The organism is Arthrobacter sp. B1805, from assembly GCF_002929745.1.
Taxonomy (GTDB): domain Bacteria; phylum Actinomycetota; class Actinomycetes; order Actinomycetales; family Micrococcaceae; genus Arthrobacter_D.
The window spans coordinates 109,036-123,701 of the sequence record NZ_PJIQ01000011.1 but is presented as its reverse complement, the minus strand read 5'-3'; the positions used below and the strand labels follow the sequence as shown (position 1 = coordinate 123,701).

The window sequence follows — 14,666 nt, the reverse complement described above, 5'->3', positions numbered from 1 at the left end:
CCGGCAGCGACGTCGTCCATCGAGGCAGCTGCAATGCGGGCCAGGGCGGCGACGTCGTCCAAAAGCGCGACGAGACCACCGCTCACAACTCGCCCCTCCACGTGTCGAGGTCGGACGACGGGTCATGGATACGTCGGTCATTGGGCATGATCAACATCCTCGGAGTGTACGGTGGCGGTCGTTCGGCGACGGGGAACGGCGTGCGTTCGAGAACGGCTCTGGTGCGTGGTCGAAACGGATGCCCATTAGATGCAGGTACTCCTTGATGCTGTGGGCAGGGACGTGGAAATTGCCGATGGGAGGCTCTGAGTTCCCGCCGGGTCCCCACTTAGTCGATGGTGCAGGGGGCAGACAGCTCTGGCCCGCGGACCGAATAACCGCTCGTTGAGCACCCGTGTTTCGAATGGATCGCTACCTCCGACGTGTGGTGGAGTGTCCTGGCATGCGCTGCCTCCGCTCGTGACCCGGAATATTACCCGGGCCGTGTTCCAAAGGTGGGATAACCCCTTGGAACAACCTTGTGACCACCCGCGGGTTCAGAGAGCACCCCCAGGTACCTCGATTCACAGGATTCGGGCGAGGAAACCATTCTGGTCCTTCAGCGTGGCCCGGAGGGTAACCTCAGCACACCGGAGGAAGCGTGGGCCGCACTGGCCTCAGGCGAAGCGCATTCACCCGGGACGATTACCTGCGGGCAGGGATGCCGAAGCCGGTGAGTCCGCGTGGTTTGTAAATGGACAGCCCAAGAGCGACACCCAGAACGATGAGGGCCGCGCCGGCGTGGAGGACGGGGGATGCGTTCGGCAGCAACTCCCCCGGTCCGACGGACACGGCGGGGTTGCGGGCGGCGTCGGCCAGAAGGGTGAGTGTCTCCATATAGAGGAGCAGGACCACGGTAGCGAGGACCGTAGTCAGTAGTTTCACGATCACCCAGTAGTGGCGGATGAGCCCCCAGGGGGTGCCGAGCGACTGGATGATCCCTGTGACGAGCGAGGCGATACTCAGGGGCACGAGGGCCAGCCGCCCGATGGTCTCCATCGAGGCGTAGGCGGCGCGCGTCATCCATTCGTCCTGGGTCGTGGCGGCGGCCATGGCGAGGATGAGGAACGCCGCGACGGCACCAAGCCACCCGACGGACGTGCCCACATGAAGGATGAGGGCCGCCTTGCGCAGGCGCGGGGGCATCACCATCAAGACGAAGGGGCTTGGCTAACACCGGTTGCTGAGTCACCAAGGGCCCCGTGCATCCCGGGGCCGTGCTGGATGCCCAGCGCCTGGGAGATGACCAATGCTGCGGCGATAACCAGGACGATGACGAGAAAAACCTTCACCCAGCGGGGCATCGGCGGGCGAGGCGGACGCCGGTCAGCTTGGGTTCGAGTGTCGACCCGATCGATAGGGGGCCGATCCGATGATTCCGCCATGCATAGTCCTCTCAGCGCAGCAATTAATTGCTCAATACAAACTGTACAGGCGCTGGACAGGTTGTATTAGGTGGAGCGCTTTGTAGGGTGAACACATGGGGAAGTTGTGGAAGGACACCGTGCAGGAACACCGGAGCTCTGTCCGGGAGGCGGTGCTGGATGCGGTGGCACGACTTGTGGGTCAGGGTGGGGTGCCGGCTGTGTCGATGACGAAGGTTGCTGACGTGGCCGGAATCTCCCGGGCGACCCTCTATAAGTACTTCCCGGATGTGGAAGCGTTGCTCGCGGCGTGGCACGAGCGGCAGGTGAATCAGCATCTGGTTCATCTTGATCAGGTGCGCGTTCATGCGGAACGAAGTGGGGACCCGCTTCAGACGCTGACGTCGGTACTTGAGGCGTACGCGGTGATGTTGCAGCAAGCATCCAGGTCGGAGGCGCCCGCGTTCTTGCACCAAGGTCCACATGCTGCCCAGGCGCAGGAGCATCTGCGCGACTTTCTTGAGGCCTTGATTGGAAGCGCCGTAAAAACTGGCGCGCAGGAGGCCGGAGGAGGTATCCGCTCGGACATTGCCCCGCGGGAGCTTGCCCTGTTCAGCCTGCACGCTGTGAATGCGGCCGCAGCCCTGCCCTCTGCCGATGCAGCCCGCAGTCTGGTCGGCGTGATCGTGGACGGCTTGGTACTACGTCCATAGGTACGTCCATAGGTCCGCTTCCGGTGAGCGCTCATAAGGAGCGGACAGCGGCGTGGGGTGTTTTGGGCAGAGAAAAAGCGGCAGGCGCCCCCGTCCAGGGCACCTGCCGCTTCCTCAGTCTATGGAGACGGCGTTCAGGTCAGCGGGTGTTAGCCGTTGACGCGCACGAAGGACGAACCGGCGAGGTCCGACAGGGGGTGCTTGATGGTGAGGTTCGCACCGTTCATGCCGCTGCTGATGACTTCGCCGTTGCCGACGTAGATGCCGATGTGGCCGGGGCGGATGACCAGGTCACCGGGGGCGGGCGTGGAGACGACCGTGCCGTACTGGTAGAACTGTGTCGGGCCGAGGTCCCCTACGTTCAGGCCGATCGAGCGCAGGGCCCGCTCGACGAGGATGGTGCAGTCCTGGATGGAGCCGAGCTGGCCGTAGGCCGAGGCGACCAGGGCCGCACCGACACCGCTTGCCGAGACATCGCCGGCGGGAGCCGACGGCTGGATCGGGGTGATGGCAGCCGAGGCCAGGGAGTAGGTGGGCTGAGCCGCTACAGGAGCAATGGCAGCTGCAGGGGCCGGGGCGGTGTAGGAGGCCTGGGTTGCCGGTGCTGCGGCGGGCACAGCAGCAGGGCTGACGGCGGCCGGGGCCCACGTCGAAGCAGCGGAAGCACCGGAAAGGGTGATCTGCTGGCCCGGGTAGATGACCGAGGCGTAGGACAGGCCGTTCTGCGCCAGGAGCGCGTCGACGCTGATGCCATGCAGGGCGGCGATGCCACCCATGGTGTCACCTGCAACGACGGTGTGGACGCCGGCTGCTGCAGCGGGAGCCGCCGTAACAGGTGCTGCGGTGACGGGAGCCTGAACGGTAGTGCTGGCTGCTTCCTGCGTGTAGGTTCCGGCCTGGGCGGGAGCTCCTACAGCGAAGACGATACCGCCGGTCGCAGCTGCGATGATGGCCGGCTTGCCCAGCGCTACAGCGCCGGTCTTCGCGGAATAGGACAGCCCTTCAAGGGCGATCGAGTGATTGACGGTGGCGCGGTGGCGCGCTGAAGTGATTCGTGACATGCGTCGGTTGCCTCTCCCATGCCTGCGGGGTGAGCTGTCGGGTTCGGATGGGAGTGCACCCGGCCGCTTCATCCCAATGGACGGAAATGAAGCGACTTAACCCCAAGGACCACGCGTAGTGGCCCATACATCTTGGGTCCCCCGTTCCTGCCATACGGATATGAACGGACGTATCCCCGGCAGCGGCAGGACTCGGCATTCTGCCCGGGAGTGTTCCAGCTGGTGCTGTGAACACTCGATGACAATACCCCCCGCTGGTATGAAATGTCACGTTGGGGTAACGAACGCGAGGGAAACGCCGGGCGCGACACGCCGCGCTCCGTGGAAGCGTGGCCAGGGGCAGGCTTTGCGGCAGCCCGCCATGTCAAGGGCGCACCCGCACTCCCGTAGCCTGAGGCACCTTTCCAGAGCGAAACAGGGGATGATGAAGGCGTGAAGAAGATCTCACCTCACCCCTCTTGTTTATATACCCCCAAGGGGTATATATTTTTGTTGTCGAAAGGAACGACGTGACCACCGAAATTGAGGCTCTCGTTCAGCGGGGATACACCGCGGACAAGGACGCCTACCTCCGCAGGCTCAAGCGCATCGAGGGCCAGGTGCGCGGTATCGCCCGCATGGTCGATGAAGACAAATACTGCATCGACATCCTCACCCAGGTCGCGGCTATCAATAAGGCCCTGCACGCGGTGAGCATCGGCTTGCTCGAAGAGCACATTGCGCACTGCGTTGTCGGAGCCGCCCATGAATCCACCCAGTCCGGGGATTCCGCCGCCGTCGACGCGAAGGTCAAGGAAGCGACCGACGCGATCAGCCGACTGCTTCGTTGACGGTCCGCCGGCAGCCCTGCCGGCTCCGGGCAACCCTGCCGGGTGCCAGATCCCATTCCCCCCTTACTGCCGAGAAAGAGAACATCCCATGCAAACGACCATCAACATCACCGGTATGACCTGTGGCCACTGCGTCTCGTCGGTCAAGGAGGAACTCTCCGGCGTGCCCGGGGTCGAGGAGGTCGAGGTGCAGCTCAACGTCGGTGGGGTCTCCACAGCGACGATCACCGCCGACGCGGAGCCCGATCCGACAGTGCTGAGCAAAGCAGTAGAGACCGCCGGTTACACGGTCGTCAACAGCTGACCCTCACCCCACCACAGCCTGCATCCCGAACGGGATCCCCACCGCACCCGTGCAGGGCACAGTCCACCTTAGCGGAGGAGTCGGCACGAGGATCTTCGGGCGCCATTACTGCAATGAACCCCTGGCACCGCCAGGCAAGCGGTAGGACAGGGCCAGCGAAGCAGTACATCCCGACCTCGTCCAGCGGTGCCATCGAGCACCGTGCCTCACCAGAGGCACCTCACCCACAGCACGTCATCGAAGCCACGGCAAGGAACTAGACGCATGAGCACCGACACAGGCGTGGGCACCACCGCCGGACAGATCATCGATCTCGACATCGAGGGCATGACCTGCGCGTCCTGCGTAAGCCGGGTGGAACGTAAGCTCGGGAAAATCGAGGGCGTTCAGGCCTCGGTGAATCTCCCACTCGAGTCCGCGACCGTCACGGTACCCGAGGGCGTGAGCGTCTCCCAGATCATCGACACCGTCAACGCCATCGGCTACAAGGCGACCCTACGCAGCGCCGGCCAACCGGCTCGACCGGCCCCTACCGAAGCCACGGCAACCCGCGTGGCCACCCCTGCAGGTCCTTCGTCTACTGGTGCCGGCGATGACTCTGACGGTGTAGCCGAGCCCGGCCACCGGCTCGGTCCGGGACCGGAGGGGAACGCGCCGTCGGGGCTAGGCGGATTCGCCGAATCACGGGAAACCGTTGACGCCGCCACGTCCGGGGATGACGCGAAAGTCTCAGCCGCGGAGAGAAAAATCAGGTCCCTGAAACGGCGCCTCATCATCGCAGCCGGTTTCACCATCCCGGTAACGATCATCTCGATGCTGCCCGCAACCCAGTTCCCGCACTGGGGGTGGGCTGCCCTTCTCCTTTCCCTGCCCGTGGTCACCTGGGCGGCCTGGCCGTTCCACCGGGCGGCCGCAATCAACGCCCGCCACCTCTCATCCACCATGGACACCCTGGTGTCCATCGGTGTCGCCGCGGCATTCCTGTACTCCACCTGGCAGCTCATCGCTGATCCGATGCTGACCGCCCACACCGGCATGGACATGAGCGCCCACAGCCTCTACTTCGAAGTGGCGGCCGTCGTCACAACCTTCCTGCTGCTGGGCCGGTTCCTGGAAGCCAACGCAAAACAGCGCGCAGGAAACGCGCTCAAAGCACTGCTGAACCTTGGCGCGAAGGAAGCAACCGTCCTGCGCGACGGGGTAGAAGTGAAAGTTCCGACAGCATCCCTGACTCCCGGAGACGTCTTCGTCGTCCGGCCGGGCGAAAAGGTAGCCACCGACGGTTTCGTCATCGAGGGCCGCAGCGCGATCGACACTTCCCTCATCACCGGTGAGTCCGTTCCCACCGAGGTCGGCCCGGATGACACGGTGATCGGCGCGACGATGAACACCAGCGGACGCCTGCTGGTCAAAGCCACCAGGGTCGGCAGCGAGACAACCCTGGCGCAAATGGGACGCCTCGTCAGCGCCGCGCAGAGCGGCAAAGCACCGATCGCCAGGCTCGCTGACCGCATCAGCGCAGTCTTCGTGCCCATCGTTTTGCTCATCGCCGTCCTGACCTTCGTGATGTGGATGGTCCTCACCGGGGATACGGGCTCAGCGTTCACCGCGGCCGTCGCCGTCCTCGTGATCGCCTGCCCGTGCGCCCTTGGCCTGGCAACACCGGTCGGCCTGCTCACCGGAACCGGCCGGGGCGCGCAGCTGGGCATCCTCATCAAGGGGCCCCAGGTCCTGGAGGACACGCGCACCGTAAATACGATCGTGCTCGACAAGACCGGGACCGTCACCGCCGGCAGGCTTTCCGTCACCGCCGTCAGCCCTCTGGGTTCCCTGAGCGAGGACGACGTACTGGCCGTCGCCGGGGCTGTGGAAGCAGCCAGTGAGCACCCCATCGCTGAAGCCATAGCCGCAGCAGCAGCCCGTCAGGGCCGGCTCGCTGCCGTCGAGGACTTCACCAGCGCGGCAGGCGGAGGCGTGCGCGGCACCGTCAACGGCCGCACTGTAGTGGCTGGGACCGCGACCTGGCTGACCGAGAACAACATCACGATCACCGCTGACCACCGCGCTTGCCTGACTTCCCTGCAGCAAGCAGGAGCCACAGTGGTCTGGGTCGCCCTCGACGGGACACCCGAAGGACTGATCAGTCTCTTCGACACCGTCAAGACCGGCTCGGCATCGGCCATCACCCGGTTCAAGGAACTCGGGCTCACGCCCATGCTGCTCACCGGCGACAACCGCGCAGTGGCCGAAAAAGTTGCCGCCGAGGTGGGCATCGCGCCCGAACACGTCATGGCCGAGGTGCTGCCCCACCAGAAAGTCGACGCAGTGAAGAAACTGCAGGACGCCGGAGCGACAGTGGCCATGGCGGGAGACGGCGTCAATGACGCAGCCGCCCTCGCCCAGGCGGACCTGGGCATCGCCATGGGTTCCGGCACGGACGTGGCGATCGAAGCAGCCGACCTAACGGTGATGGGAAGCAGCCTGGAACAGGTCGCCCAAGCCATCGAGCTCTCCCGCAGGACCCTGTCCACGATCAAAACCAATCTGTTCTGGGCGTTCTTCTACAATGCCGTCGGCATCCCCGTCGCCGCCCTGGGTTTACTCAACCCCATGCTGGCCGGCGCGGCCATGGCCGCCAGTTCCGTGCTCGTCGTCGCCAACTCCCTGCGCCTGCGCTCCTTCGGCACCACCCACAACACCACCCATAACACCACCCCCAACACCCCACAGAACACCGCATCAGAGGCTGGACCAAGGGCGACGCAGAGCACCGGAAGCCTCGAGCGATGAACGGGCCAACCCGTATTTCAGCGGTGACACGGCCAAAAATCGGTGTGCTGCTCGTTAGCGCGCTGGGCATTTTCTGGCTCGCCGTCGCCTTCCAGCGCAGCTTCACTTTGCTGGGCGACCCGGACCTCGTGGCGAAGTCGGTGGGGGCCGCATACCTGCTAATACCGCTGATCTGCATATGGGCGCTCACCCACGAGCTCCGGTTCGGCTTCAGGGCACAGGCGATGGCGCGCATCCTCGAACGCGAGGGCGGATTGACCGTCGATGACCTGCCACGCTCCCCTGCTGGCCGGATCGACCGTAAAGCCGCCGATGAACACTTCCAGCAGGCCAAGGCCGCCGCGGAACAGGCACCGGATGACTGGCGCACCTGGTACCGGCTCTCCTGCGCCTACGACACCGCCGGAGACCGCAAACGCGCGCGGCAGGCACTGCGCACGGCAGCAACACTCCACCACGAAACAACCCAGCCTGCCTAACCGAGCCGCATATCCAGCCGCATACCGAGCCGCATACCCAGCTGCACAGTCAGCTGCACTGGCGGTGCCGCGCTTCCCCGCAGCACTTCGTTACCCACCCTGCGAACCTGCGAAACCTGCAGCTATAGAAGCCGGCGCCGTAATTCAGAACTGCCCATGATCATCTCCAGCCGGGTGGCCGACAGATCAGCCGGCTGGGCAGTGTTGATCCTGTGGAGTCGTGAGCTATCCGAGGGTTGCGGCGAGTTCCCGGCACGCTGTTTCGCAGCGCCGGCACGCTTCGGCGCAAATCCGGCAGTGCTCATGCATTCCTGCGTGCTGCTCGCACTCATCCGCGCAGGCCTTGCATGCCACTTCGCAGGCCAGCAGGATCGCGCGGGTGATGTTCGCGTCGTAACCGGTATGCCGTGACAGCACCCGGCCGGTCGTCGTGCAGATATCGGCGCAGTCAGCATTCGTACGAATACATTTGGTGAGTTCGGCGACCATCTCCTCGCTCAGGCACGCATCCGCGCAGGCCGTACAGGTCTGCGCGCACTCGAAACAGGCCGCAATGCACTCGGCGAGCTTTTTCCGGTCAATACCACCAAGGTCCTTCGGATACGTCTCGAGCATAGAAGTGATGTGCGTCATGGAACTTCTCCTTCTTCGTTAGTCGAATTGATACAGACGGAGGTGAATGAGGGGACGTTCTTCGGGCTCACCCCTGCCAGTGACGCTAGCCCCTGGTCCGCCCCGCAAGCGAGCAATACGAGTCGGACGGGAAGAACCAATAAACCCCTTGACATATACCCCCTGGGGGTATAATTTTGGGGTTGTTGGACACGACACCAAGCCGCTCCCGCTGAAGCTGAACTCCCGAAGACTTCACCGCGGGGAGCCCAGTAGGTGCAGATGGCGTCCATCGGCGGTTCCTACATCCTCATGCCCCACTTCCGGAGGTTCTTCTCATGTGCAGCACACCCACTTCCACGTCCTCTCCCCTGACCCTTACCGAGAAAGAGCCTGCCGGTTGTGCCTGCTGCGCCCCACGGGACACTGCCACGCCTGCCCAGCAACCCAACACGGAGGAGACAGTGGCCGACTTCGCGCTCACCGGCCTCACCTGCGGTTCCTGCGCGTCCCGCGTCAGCGGTGCCGTCACTGCCCTCGAGGGAGTCCGCAACGTGCGGATCGACCTCGTACCGGGCGGCACCTCGACGCTCACCGTCATCAGTGCTGAGTCCGTCAATTCGTCAGCTATCACATCGGCAGTGGAGAAAGCCGGCTACCGGCTCCTCACCAGCTGATTCAGCAGGAGGACCCAGCACCATCAGGGCACCCAGGCGGTGCCAGGAGAGGTTTGATCATGACGAACAACGCACACCATCACAATCACCACCAGGGCTCCCCCAGTCCCACCATCACACCCACCGTCACGGAAGCTGCAGTCAACGGCAGCGATGATGCCCACACCACCCACGGCCAGGCCATGCCTCAGGCAGACGCCCACTCCGCTCTCGCCGAAACACAGCACCCCACCGGCCACACCGCCCACGCAGGGCACTCCGATCCCGCCGGGCATTTGGGCGGGGCGGCGGAGGATGATCATCAGGTCCATGCGCATGGGGAGCATGCGGGGCATTCAACGGCGATGTTCAAGAACAAGTTCTGGCTCAGCCTGGTCCTCGCGATCCCCGTGGTCGCGTTCAGCCCGATGTTCACCATGCTCTTCGGGTACATGCCGCCCGAGTTCCCGGGCTCGCCGTGGATCGCCCCGATCCTGGGCACGGTCATCTTCGTCTACGGCGGGGCCCCGTTCCTCAAGGGCGGGGTGACGGAGCTGAGGTCCCGGCAGCCGGGCATGATGCTGCTGATCGCGATGGCGATCAGCGTCGCGTTCATCGCCTCCTGGGTCACTACGCTGCGGATCGGCGAGTTCGACCTGGACTTCTGGTGGGAGCTCGCCCTGCTGGTGGTCATCATGCTGCTGGGTCATTGGATGGAGATGAGGGCCCTCGGCTCGGCCGCCGGGGCCCTCGACGCCCTGGCCGCACTGCTCCCCGACGAAGCCGACAGGGTCACCGGCACTGGAACCAACGCAATAGTCGAAACCGTTCCGGTGAGCTCCCTGGTTACCGGGGACGTGGTCCTCGTGCGTTCCGGCGCCCGGGTGCCCGCGGACGGGCAGATCATCGACGGTGTCGCGGAGTTCGACGAGGCGATGATCACCGGCGAATCCCGCACCGTGTCCCGCACCATCGGTGAGACCGTCGTCGCCGGAACCGTAGCGACCGACAACGCCGTCCGAGTACAGGTCACCGCGGTCGGCGCGGACACCACCCTCGCCGGGATTCAGCGACTGGTCGCGGAAGCGCAAGCCTCCTCCTCGAGGGCGCAGGCCCTCGCCGATAGGGCCGCGGCCCTGCTGTTCTACTTCGCGCTCGGCGCCGGCATCCTGACGTTCATTGCGTGGATGCTCCTCGGCAGCCCGGATGATGCAGTGATCCGCACCGTCACGGTCCTGGTGATCGCCTGCCCACATGCCCTGGGCCTGGCGATTCCGCTGGTGATCGCGATCTCCACCGAACGCGCTGCGAGGGCCGGGGTGCTGATCAAGAACCGCATCGCCCTGGAACGCATGCGCACCATCGACGTCGTCCTGTTCGACAAGACCGGCACCCTCACTGAAGGACGACATGCCGTCACCGCGACCACTACGGTCACCGGTGTCAGCGAGGCCGAGCTCCTGGCCCTGGCGGGGGCCGCGGAAGCCGACAGTGAGCACCCGGTCGCCCGCGCCATCGTCACCGCCGCCCAGACCAACCCGGCAGCGGCGAACCTCGGCTACACGGGCACGGGTTTCAGTTCCATGACCGGGCGCGGTGTGCGGGCCGCTGTGAGCGGCCATGACGTCGCTGTGGGCGGACCGAACATGCTCAAAGAGCTCGGACTCGGCACGCCCGCGGACATCGCTGGGACGGTGCAGGAATGGGTTGGACGGGGAGCGTCCGTGCTGCATGTCATCCGCGACGGTTCCGTGATCGGTGCGGTCCGGCTCGAGGACAAGGTGCGGGAGGAATCCCGTGCCGCCGTGAAGGCTCTGCAGGACCGTGGGGTGAAGGTCGCGATGATCACCGGGGACGCACGGCAGGTCGCCGACGTCGTCGGTCAGGAGTTGGGCATCGATGAGGTGTTCGCCGATGTCCTGCCGCAGGACAAGGACTCCAAGGTCACCGAACTGCAGTCCCGGGGCCTGAAAGTTGCGATGGTTGGCGACGGCGTGAACGACGCCCCAGCCCTTGCTCGGGCCGAGGTCGGTATCGCGATCGGGGCGGGAACGGATGTGGCGATGGAGTCTGCCGGTGTCGTTCTCGCCGGGAACGACCCGCGCGCGGTGCTGGCGATGATCGACCTGTCCAGGGCCAGCTACCGGAAGATGATCCAGAACCTCGTCTGGGCCACCGGGTACAACGTGCTCGCCGTTCCTCTGGCCGCAGGGGTGCTGGCGTTCGCGGGGATCCTGCTCTCCCCGGCCGCCGGCGCGGTCCTGATGAGCGTGTCCACCATCGTCGTGGCCCTCAACGCCCAACTACTCCGCCGGATCAACCTCGACCCGGAACGGATCAGCACCACGGCCTAGCTCCCACGCCGGTCCTACCGCTGCCTGTCCACCGGCGTCCTCGCCCGCATCCAGCACTTATGAGAAGCGGCGGACACCGGTGGGAAGGCTGTGGCGACAGGGCTTACCCCGGGCACCACCAGTGCCGGTGGGTCGTTGGGCAGGGAGCGGGTGGAACAGTTGCACCAACGTGCACGGGCTGGCTTCCGGATACTGAAGGACATGCGAGCTGGGCCCCGGCAGGAATCCGCCGCTTGGCCTCATCGGGTGTCGGGCCCCTACTGTTGTTGTGGAGGTCAAACCTGATGCCGGCCCTGAGGGTGTACCCCGCCTGGGTATTATTTTGAGTTGAAGGATGGCTGAAGGATGAGGGGAGGGACGAACACACAGTGAAAGATTTGCTGCTCACCGTTCCTCAATTCCAGCGATCCTCCGCAACTGGAACCCTCGTGTCCTTGACATGGACCCTGCGGCTTCTGACTCTTTTGGTCGGGGTACTGGCGATGCACCTATGGATCAGCCCGAGCATCGGTGAGCCAGCAGGCAGCACGGCTTCCACCCATACTGCTCCCGCTCACACCGTCGCTTCTGCACCCACCGCTTCGGAAGCCTCCGGGACCCTCGTGACGACCGAAACAGCCGCTCCGGATGCAGATATGCAAGCAGGCTCAGCAGTAGGTGCAGCAGTGATGGTCGGTTCCGCTGCGGATGGCCATGGCTCTGCCGACGGCTCCCTGTGTGAGCTGACCTGCCCGAACGGGCACTCCATGGTGGACGCCATGTGCATGATCGCGCTGCTGATCATTGGTCTCGCAGGTTTCCTGGGGCTTCGTTCCGCGCTCCTACGCGGCACCCTGATCCGTCGCGGCCCCCCATCACTGGCCTTCACTCTTCCTTTCAGAGCGCAAACAGTTTCCTTGGTTCAGCTCTCGATCAGTCGCACATAAACACTGGGAGGCCCCTTCGCGGCTTCCTCCTGTTCCCGCCTCACACGCCTGTGCACTTGCCGGCTCTGTCATAGCCGGGCTCTCGCCTCAACACCATCCAGGTACCGCCTTTCCATCGGTACCGCCTCCCGCTCAGAACGAACTCTGCGCGCGGACGGTATGAGTGGCGCCAGAGGATGCACAAGGCAGCCGTCGTCGTGGGAACACCGACCAATCGTTTCTTTCCTGAACCCGTGTATTCACATACCGAAGGACTGTTCTCATGAAGCACCGTTTCGCATCACTTACCGCCCTGTCCGCCGCCGCTCTCATCACCCTGTCCGCCTGTGGTTCATCCTCGGGCGGGAGCATGGAGGGCATGGACATGGGCGAAGAAAGCTCCGCTGCGGCGGAGGCCACCCCGAGTGCCTCTGCGGGGGCCACCTCAGAAGCAACCTCCACCGCATCCGCCGAGGACATGGCCGAGCACAACGACGCGGATGTGATGTTCGCGCAGATGATGTTGCCCCACCACCGGCAGGCCGTGGAGATGAGCAACATGCTCCTCGAGAAGGAGGGTATCGACCCGGCTGTGACCGACCTCGCGACCCGCATCGCTGCCGCCCAGGAACCTGAGATCGAGCAGCTCACCACCTGGCTGGAAGCCTGGGGTGAGCCCGAGGAGCCCGAGGGCGGCGTGGAAGGCCACGACATGGGTTCCATGGGCGAGGGGGAATCCATGGAGGGCATGGGGTCGATGGAGGGCATGATGAGCGACGAGGACATGGCGGCGCTTGGCACTGCTGAAGGCGTTGAAGCCGAAACCCTGTTCCTGGAGTCGATGATCGCCCACCACCGCGGGGCTGTGCAGATGGCCCAGCAGGAAATCGAGGACGGCATGTTCCCCGAGGCGATCGAGATGGCCGAGACCATCGTGGAAACCCAGCAGGCAGAGATCGAGGAGATGACAGCACTGCTCGAGCAGCGCTGACACCACACCCCTCATCACTGAGGCCCGGCAACTCGGCTGATTGACCAGCTGCTCGCTGATACCTCGATCGCCGGAGCCTGAACCGGGGCCCGCTGCCACCACCATGGCGGCGGGTCCCGGCAGCCCGGCCAATGACATCTCCAAGCTGCTTCACTCCGCGGCCCCTTTTCGAGGCCCACGCTTCCTGACCTGAAATCACTCCCCCACCTCTCGAGCGGGACACCCAGCCATCCTCACGGGCATTCCTGCCCGTCGCGTGCTGCCCGCGCCCTACGCATTCCCCTGGAACACCCCGGCCAGCCCGGTATACCCGACAAACACCGAGTACACCGAGCACCGACGGCAGCACCAGCAGGGACGCACCCTTTGATCGGATACATCACCCCATGACTTCCCCCACTGCTTCTCCCACTCCGTCCTCCGCTGCTTCCTCGCCTGCTTTCCTTGCTGCGGGACGTGTGCCCCGTGCCTGGCGCCGGCGCGCCCTGGTCGGGGTCTCCCTCGCCCTGACGTTGGGGACTGTGGCGTGCACGTCATCGACCGATTCAACAGCCGGCTCGGCAGCCGGCTCAGCGGTCGGCGATGACGGTGCAGGGTCGGCCGCATCGGCCCAGCCGTATCCCTCCCACGTCCATGGGCTGGCGGTGGACCCTGATACGCAATCGGTGCTGATCGCCTCTCACGAGGGCCTTTTCACGGTCAACGGTGAGTCCGCCGAACCCATGGGGCAGACGATTGATCTGATGGGCTTCACCGTCGGTAGCGACGGAACCTACTTCGCTTCCGGCCACCCGGGTCCCGGCGTCGATCTGCCTAACCCAGTGGGACTGATCAGCTCCACCGATGGGCTCACCTGGTCGCAGGTTGCCCGTGGTGGCGAGTCTGACTTCCATACCCTGACCACCACCTACCAGGGGATCATCGGGTTCGACGGCACCCTGCGGGTCAGCAAGGACGGCAGCTCCTGGACCGACGCGACCACGCAGATCAGCCCCTACACCCTGGCCGGGAACCCTGCCACGGAGCTCGCGGTCGCGACGACCGAAGATGGTATTTACCGGTCCGAGGATGCAGGAAAGACCTGGACGAAGGAACCAGATGCCCCGGTCGTCCTGGTAGCCGCCGTCACCGACGGCTCGGACCTCATCGGCGTGCTTCCCGCCGGTGACGTCCTGACCAGCACAGATGCCGGCATCACCTGGGAGCAGGCCGGGAAAGTTTCTGCGCAGCCCTCAGCGGTCACCACGAAACGGACGACCAACGGCATGGAAGTCTGGGTAACGACGGAGAACGGATTGGAGAAGTCAGTCGACAACGGCATGACCTTCACCACCGTCATCGATGCTGGCGGCGCCTGACACGTGCTGCCTCAAACCCACCTCACCAACCACCCGTACCACCACCAGGCCAATCACCCGGCTAACTCCTCGACCAGTGATGTGGTGGGTGATCTGCAGGTGGAAGTGGCCACCGGCACGAGCGGAGAACCTGGTCCGAGCACCGACGTAGTTGCGGACAGGACAACGGGCATCAAGACGGGCGTGACGATGGACGGCGGGCATACGCCC

At 64.8% G+C, this 14,666-nt stretch carries 14 protein-coding genes and 1 riboswitch; of the genes, 10 read left to right on the top strand and 4 right to left on the bottom strand.

The window, feature by feature from the left end; genetic code table 11:
• A partial coding sequence (locus tag CXQ96_RS19105) for a DUF808 family protein (protein ID WP_146070899.1) occupies window positions 1-86 on the bottom strand: 86 nt, incomplete at its 3' end.
• 598 nt (window positions 87-684) lie between these two features.
• Window positions 685-1,185, bottom strand: coding sequence for a DUF2269 domain-containing protein (locus CXQ96_RS13145; RefSeq protein ID WP_104118480.1), 501 nt, complete (start codon window positions 1,183-1,185; stop codon window positions 685-687).
• Window positions 1,186-1,519: 334 nt separating this feature from the next.
• Between CXQ96_RS13145 and CXQ96_RS13140 the strand changes: the two genes are divergently transcribed.
• Window positions 1,520-2,116, top strand: coding sequence for a TetR/AcrR family transcriptional regulator (locus CXQ96_RS13140; RefSeq protein WP_104118464.1), 597 nt, complete (start codon window positions 1,520-1,522; stop codon window positions 2,114-2,116).
• Between the two features lie 149 nt (window positions 2,117-2,265).
• On the opposite strand, the gene CXQ96_RS13135 is transcribed toward CXQ96_RS13140, so the two are convergent.
• On the bottom strand, window positions 2,266-3,177 hold the full coding sequence (locus CXQ96_RS13135) for a LysM peptidoglycan-binding domain-containing protein (RefSeq protein ID WP_104118463.1): 912 nt from the start codon (window positions 3,175-3,177) through the stop codon (window positions 2,266-2,268).
• 4 nt (window positions 3,178-3,181) lie between these two features.
• A riboswitch (cyclic di-AMP (ydaO/yuaA leader) is annotated at window positions 3,182-3,385 on the bottom strand.
• Between the two features lie 301 nt (window positions 3,386-3,686).
• On the opposite strand from CXQ96_RS13135, the gene CXQ96_RS13130 reads away from it, so the two are divergent.
• The 4 genes from CXQ96_RS13130 (at window position 3,687) to CXQ96_RS13115 (ending at window position 7,580) form a co-directional block, all read left to right on the top strand.
• A complete protein-coding gene (locus CXQ96_RS13130) occupies window positions 3,687-4,007 on the top strand; it encodes a metal-sensitive transcriptional regulator (protein WP_308662875.1) in 321 nt (106 codons plus the stop codon).
• 88 nt (window positions 4,008-4,095) lie between these two features.
• Complete coding sequence (locus CXQ96_RS13125; protein WP_104118462.1) at window positions 4,096-4,311, top strand: heavy-metal-associated domain-containing protein; 216 nt, start codon at window positions 4,096-4,098, stop codon at window positions 4,309-4,311.
• A gap of 264 nt (window positions 4,312-4,575) precedes the next feature.
• A complete protein-coding gene (locus CXQ96_RS13120; RefSeq protein WP_104118461.1) occupies window positions 4,576-7,101 on the top strand; it encodes a cation-translocating P-type ATPase in 2,526 nt (841 codons plus the stop codon).
• Entirely contained in the window at window positions 7,098-7,580 is a 483-nt protein-coding gene (locus CXQ96_RS13115; protein ID WP_104118460.1) for a hypothetical protein, read from the top strand. Before CXQ96_RS13120 ends, CXQ96_RS13115 begins: the two co-directional genes overlap by 4 nt.
• Before the next feature lie 225 nt (window positions 7,581-7,805).
• Here CXQ96_RS13115 and CXQ96_RS13110 read toward each other — a convergent pair whose 3' ends face one another.
• A complete protein-coding gene (locus tag CXQ96_RS13110) occupies window positions 7,806-8,213 on the bottom strand; it encodes a four-helix bundle copper-binding protein (protein WP_104118459.1) in 408 nt (135 codons plus the stop codon).
• Window positions 8,214-8,656: 443 nt separating this feature from the next.
• Here CXQ96_RS13110 and CXQ96_RS18465 point away from each other — a divergent pair, with 443 nt between their 5' ends.
• The 5 genes from CXQ96_RS18465 to CXQ96_RS13085 all read left to right on the top strand — a co-directional run bounded on the left by CXQ96_RS18465 (window position 8,657) and on the right by CXQ96_RS13085 (window position 14,456).
• Window positions 8,657-8,869 carry a heavy-metal-associated domain-containing protein gene (locus CXQ96_RS18465; RefSeq protein WP_181036466.1) on the top strand — a complete coding sequence of 71 codons (213 nt, stop codon included), beginning with the start codon at window positions 8,657-8,659 and terminating at the stop codon, window positions 8,867-8,869.
• A 344-nt stretch (window positions 8,870-9,213) separates the two neighbouring features.
• The gene (locus CXQ96_RS13100; protein ID WP_258059119.1) at window positions 9,214-11,202 is read left to right on the top strand and encodes a copper-translocating P-type ATPase; all 1,989 of its coding nucleotides are present in this window, start codon (window positions 9,214-9,216) and stop codon (window positions 11,200-11,202) included.
• A 368-nt stretch (window positions 11,203-11,570) separates the two neighbouring features.
• Window positions 11,571-12,128 (top strand): hypothetical protein, encoded by a 558-nt coding sequence (locus CXQ96_RS18665; RefSeq protein WP_219816147.1) that lies wholly within the window; start codon window positions 11,571-11,573, stop codon window positions 12,126-12,128.
• Between the two features lie 262 nt (window positions 12,129-12,390).
• Entirely contained in the window at window positions 12,391-13,098 is a 708-nt protein-coding gene (locus CXQ96_RS13090; RefSeq protein WP_104118456.1) for a DUF305 domain-containing protein, read from the top strand.
• A gap of 386 nt (window positions 13,099-13,484) precedes the next feature.
• Window positions 13,485-14,456 carry a F510_1955 family glycosylhydrolase gene (locus CXQ96_RS13085; RefSeq protein WP_146070898.1) on the top strand — a complete coding sequence of 324 codons (972 nt, stop codon included), beginning with the start codon at window positions 13,485-13,487 and terminating at the stop codon, window positions 14,454-14,456.
• Window positions 14,457-14,666 lie beyond the last annotated feature (210 nt).

Coding starts and splice junctions, on each gene's coding strand:
- CXQ96_RS13145 (WP_104118480.1), bottom strand. CDS start 1,185: ATGCCCCCGCGCCTGCGCAAGGCGGCCCTCATCCTTCATGTGGGCACG.
- CXQ96_RS13140 (WP_104118464.1), top strand. CDS start 1,520: ATGGGGAAGTTGTGGAAGGACACCGTGCAGGAACACCGGAGCTCTGTC.
- CXQ96_RS13135 (WP_104118463.1), bottom strand. CDS start 3,177: ATGTCACGAATCACTTCAGCGCGCCACCGCGCCACCGTCAATCACTCG.
- CXQ96_RS13125 (WP_104118462.1), top strand. CDS start 4,096: ATGCAAACGACCATCAACATCACCGGTATGACCTGTGGCCACTGCGTC.
- CXQ96_RS13120 (WP_104118461.1), top strand. CDS start 4,576: ATGAGCACCGACACAGGCGTGGGCACCACCGCCGGACAGATCATCGAT.
- CXQ96_RS13115 (WP_104118460.1), top strand. CDS start 7,098: ATGAACGGGCCAACCCGTATTTCAGCGGTGACACGGCCAAAAATCGGT.
- CXQ96_RS13110 (WP_104118459.1), bottom strand. CDS start 8,213: ATGACGCACATCACTTCTATGCTCGAGACGTATCCGAAGGACCTTGGT.
- CXQ96_RS13100 (WP_258059119.1), top strand. CDS start 9,214: ATGTTCAAGAACAAGTTCTGGCTCAGCCTGGTCCTCGCGATCCCCGTG.
- CXQ96_RS13090 (WP_104118456.1), top strand. CDS start 12,391: ATGAAGCACCGTTTCGCATCACTTACCGCCCTGTCCGCCGCCGCTCTC.
- CXQ96_RS13085 (WP_146070898.1), top strand. CDS start 13,485: ATGACTTCCCCCACTGCTTCTCCCACTCCGTCCTCCGCTGCTTCCTCG.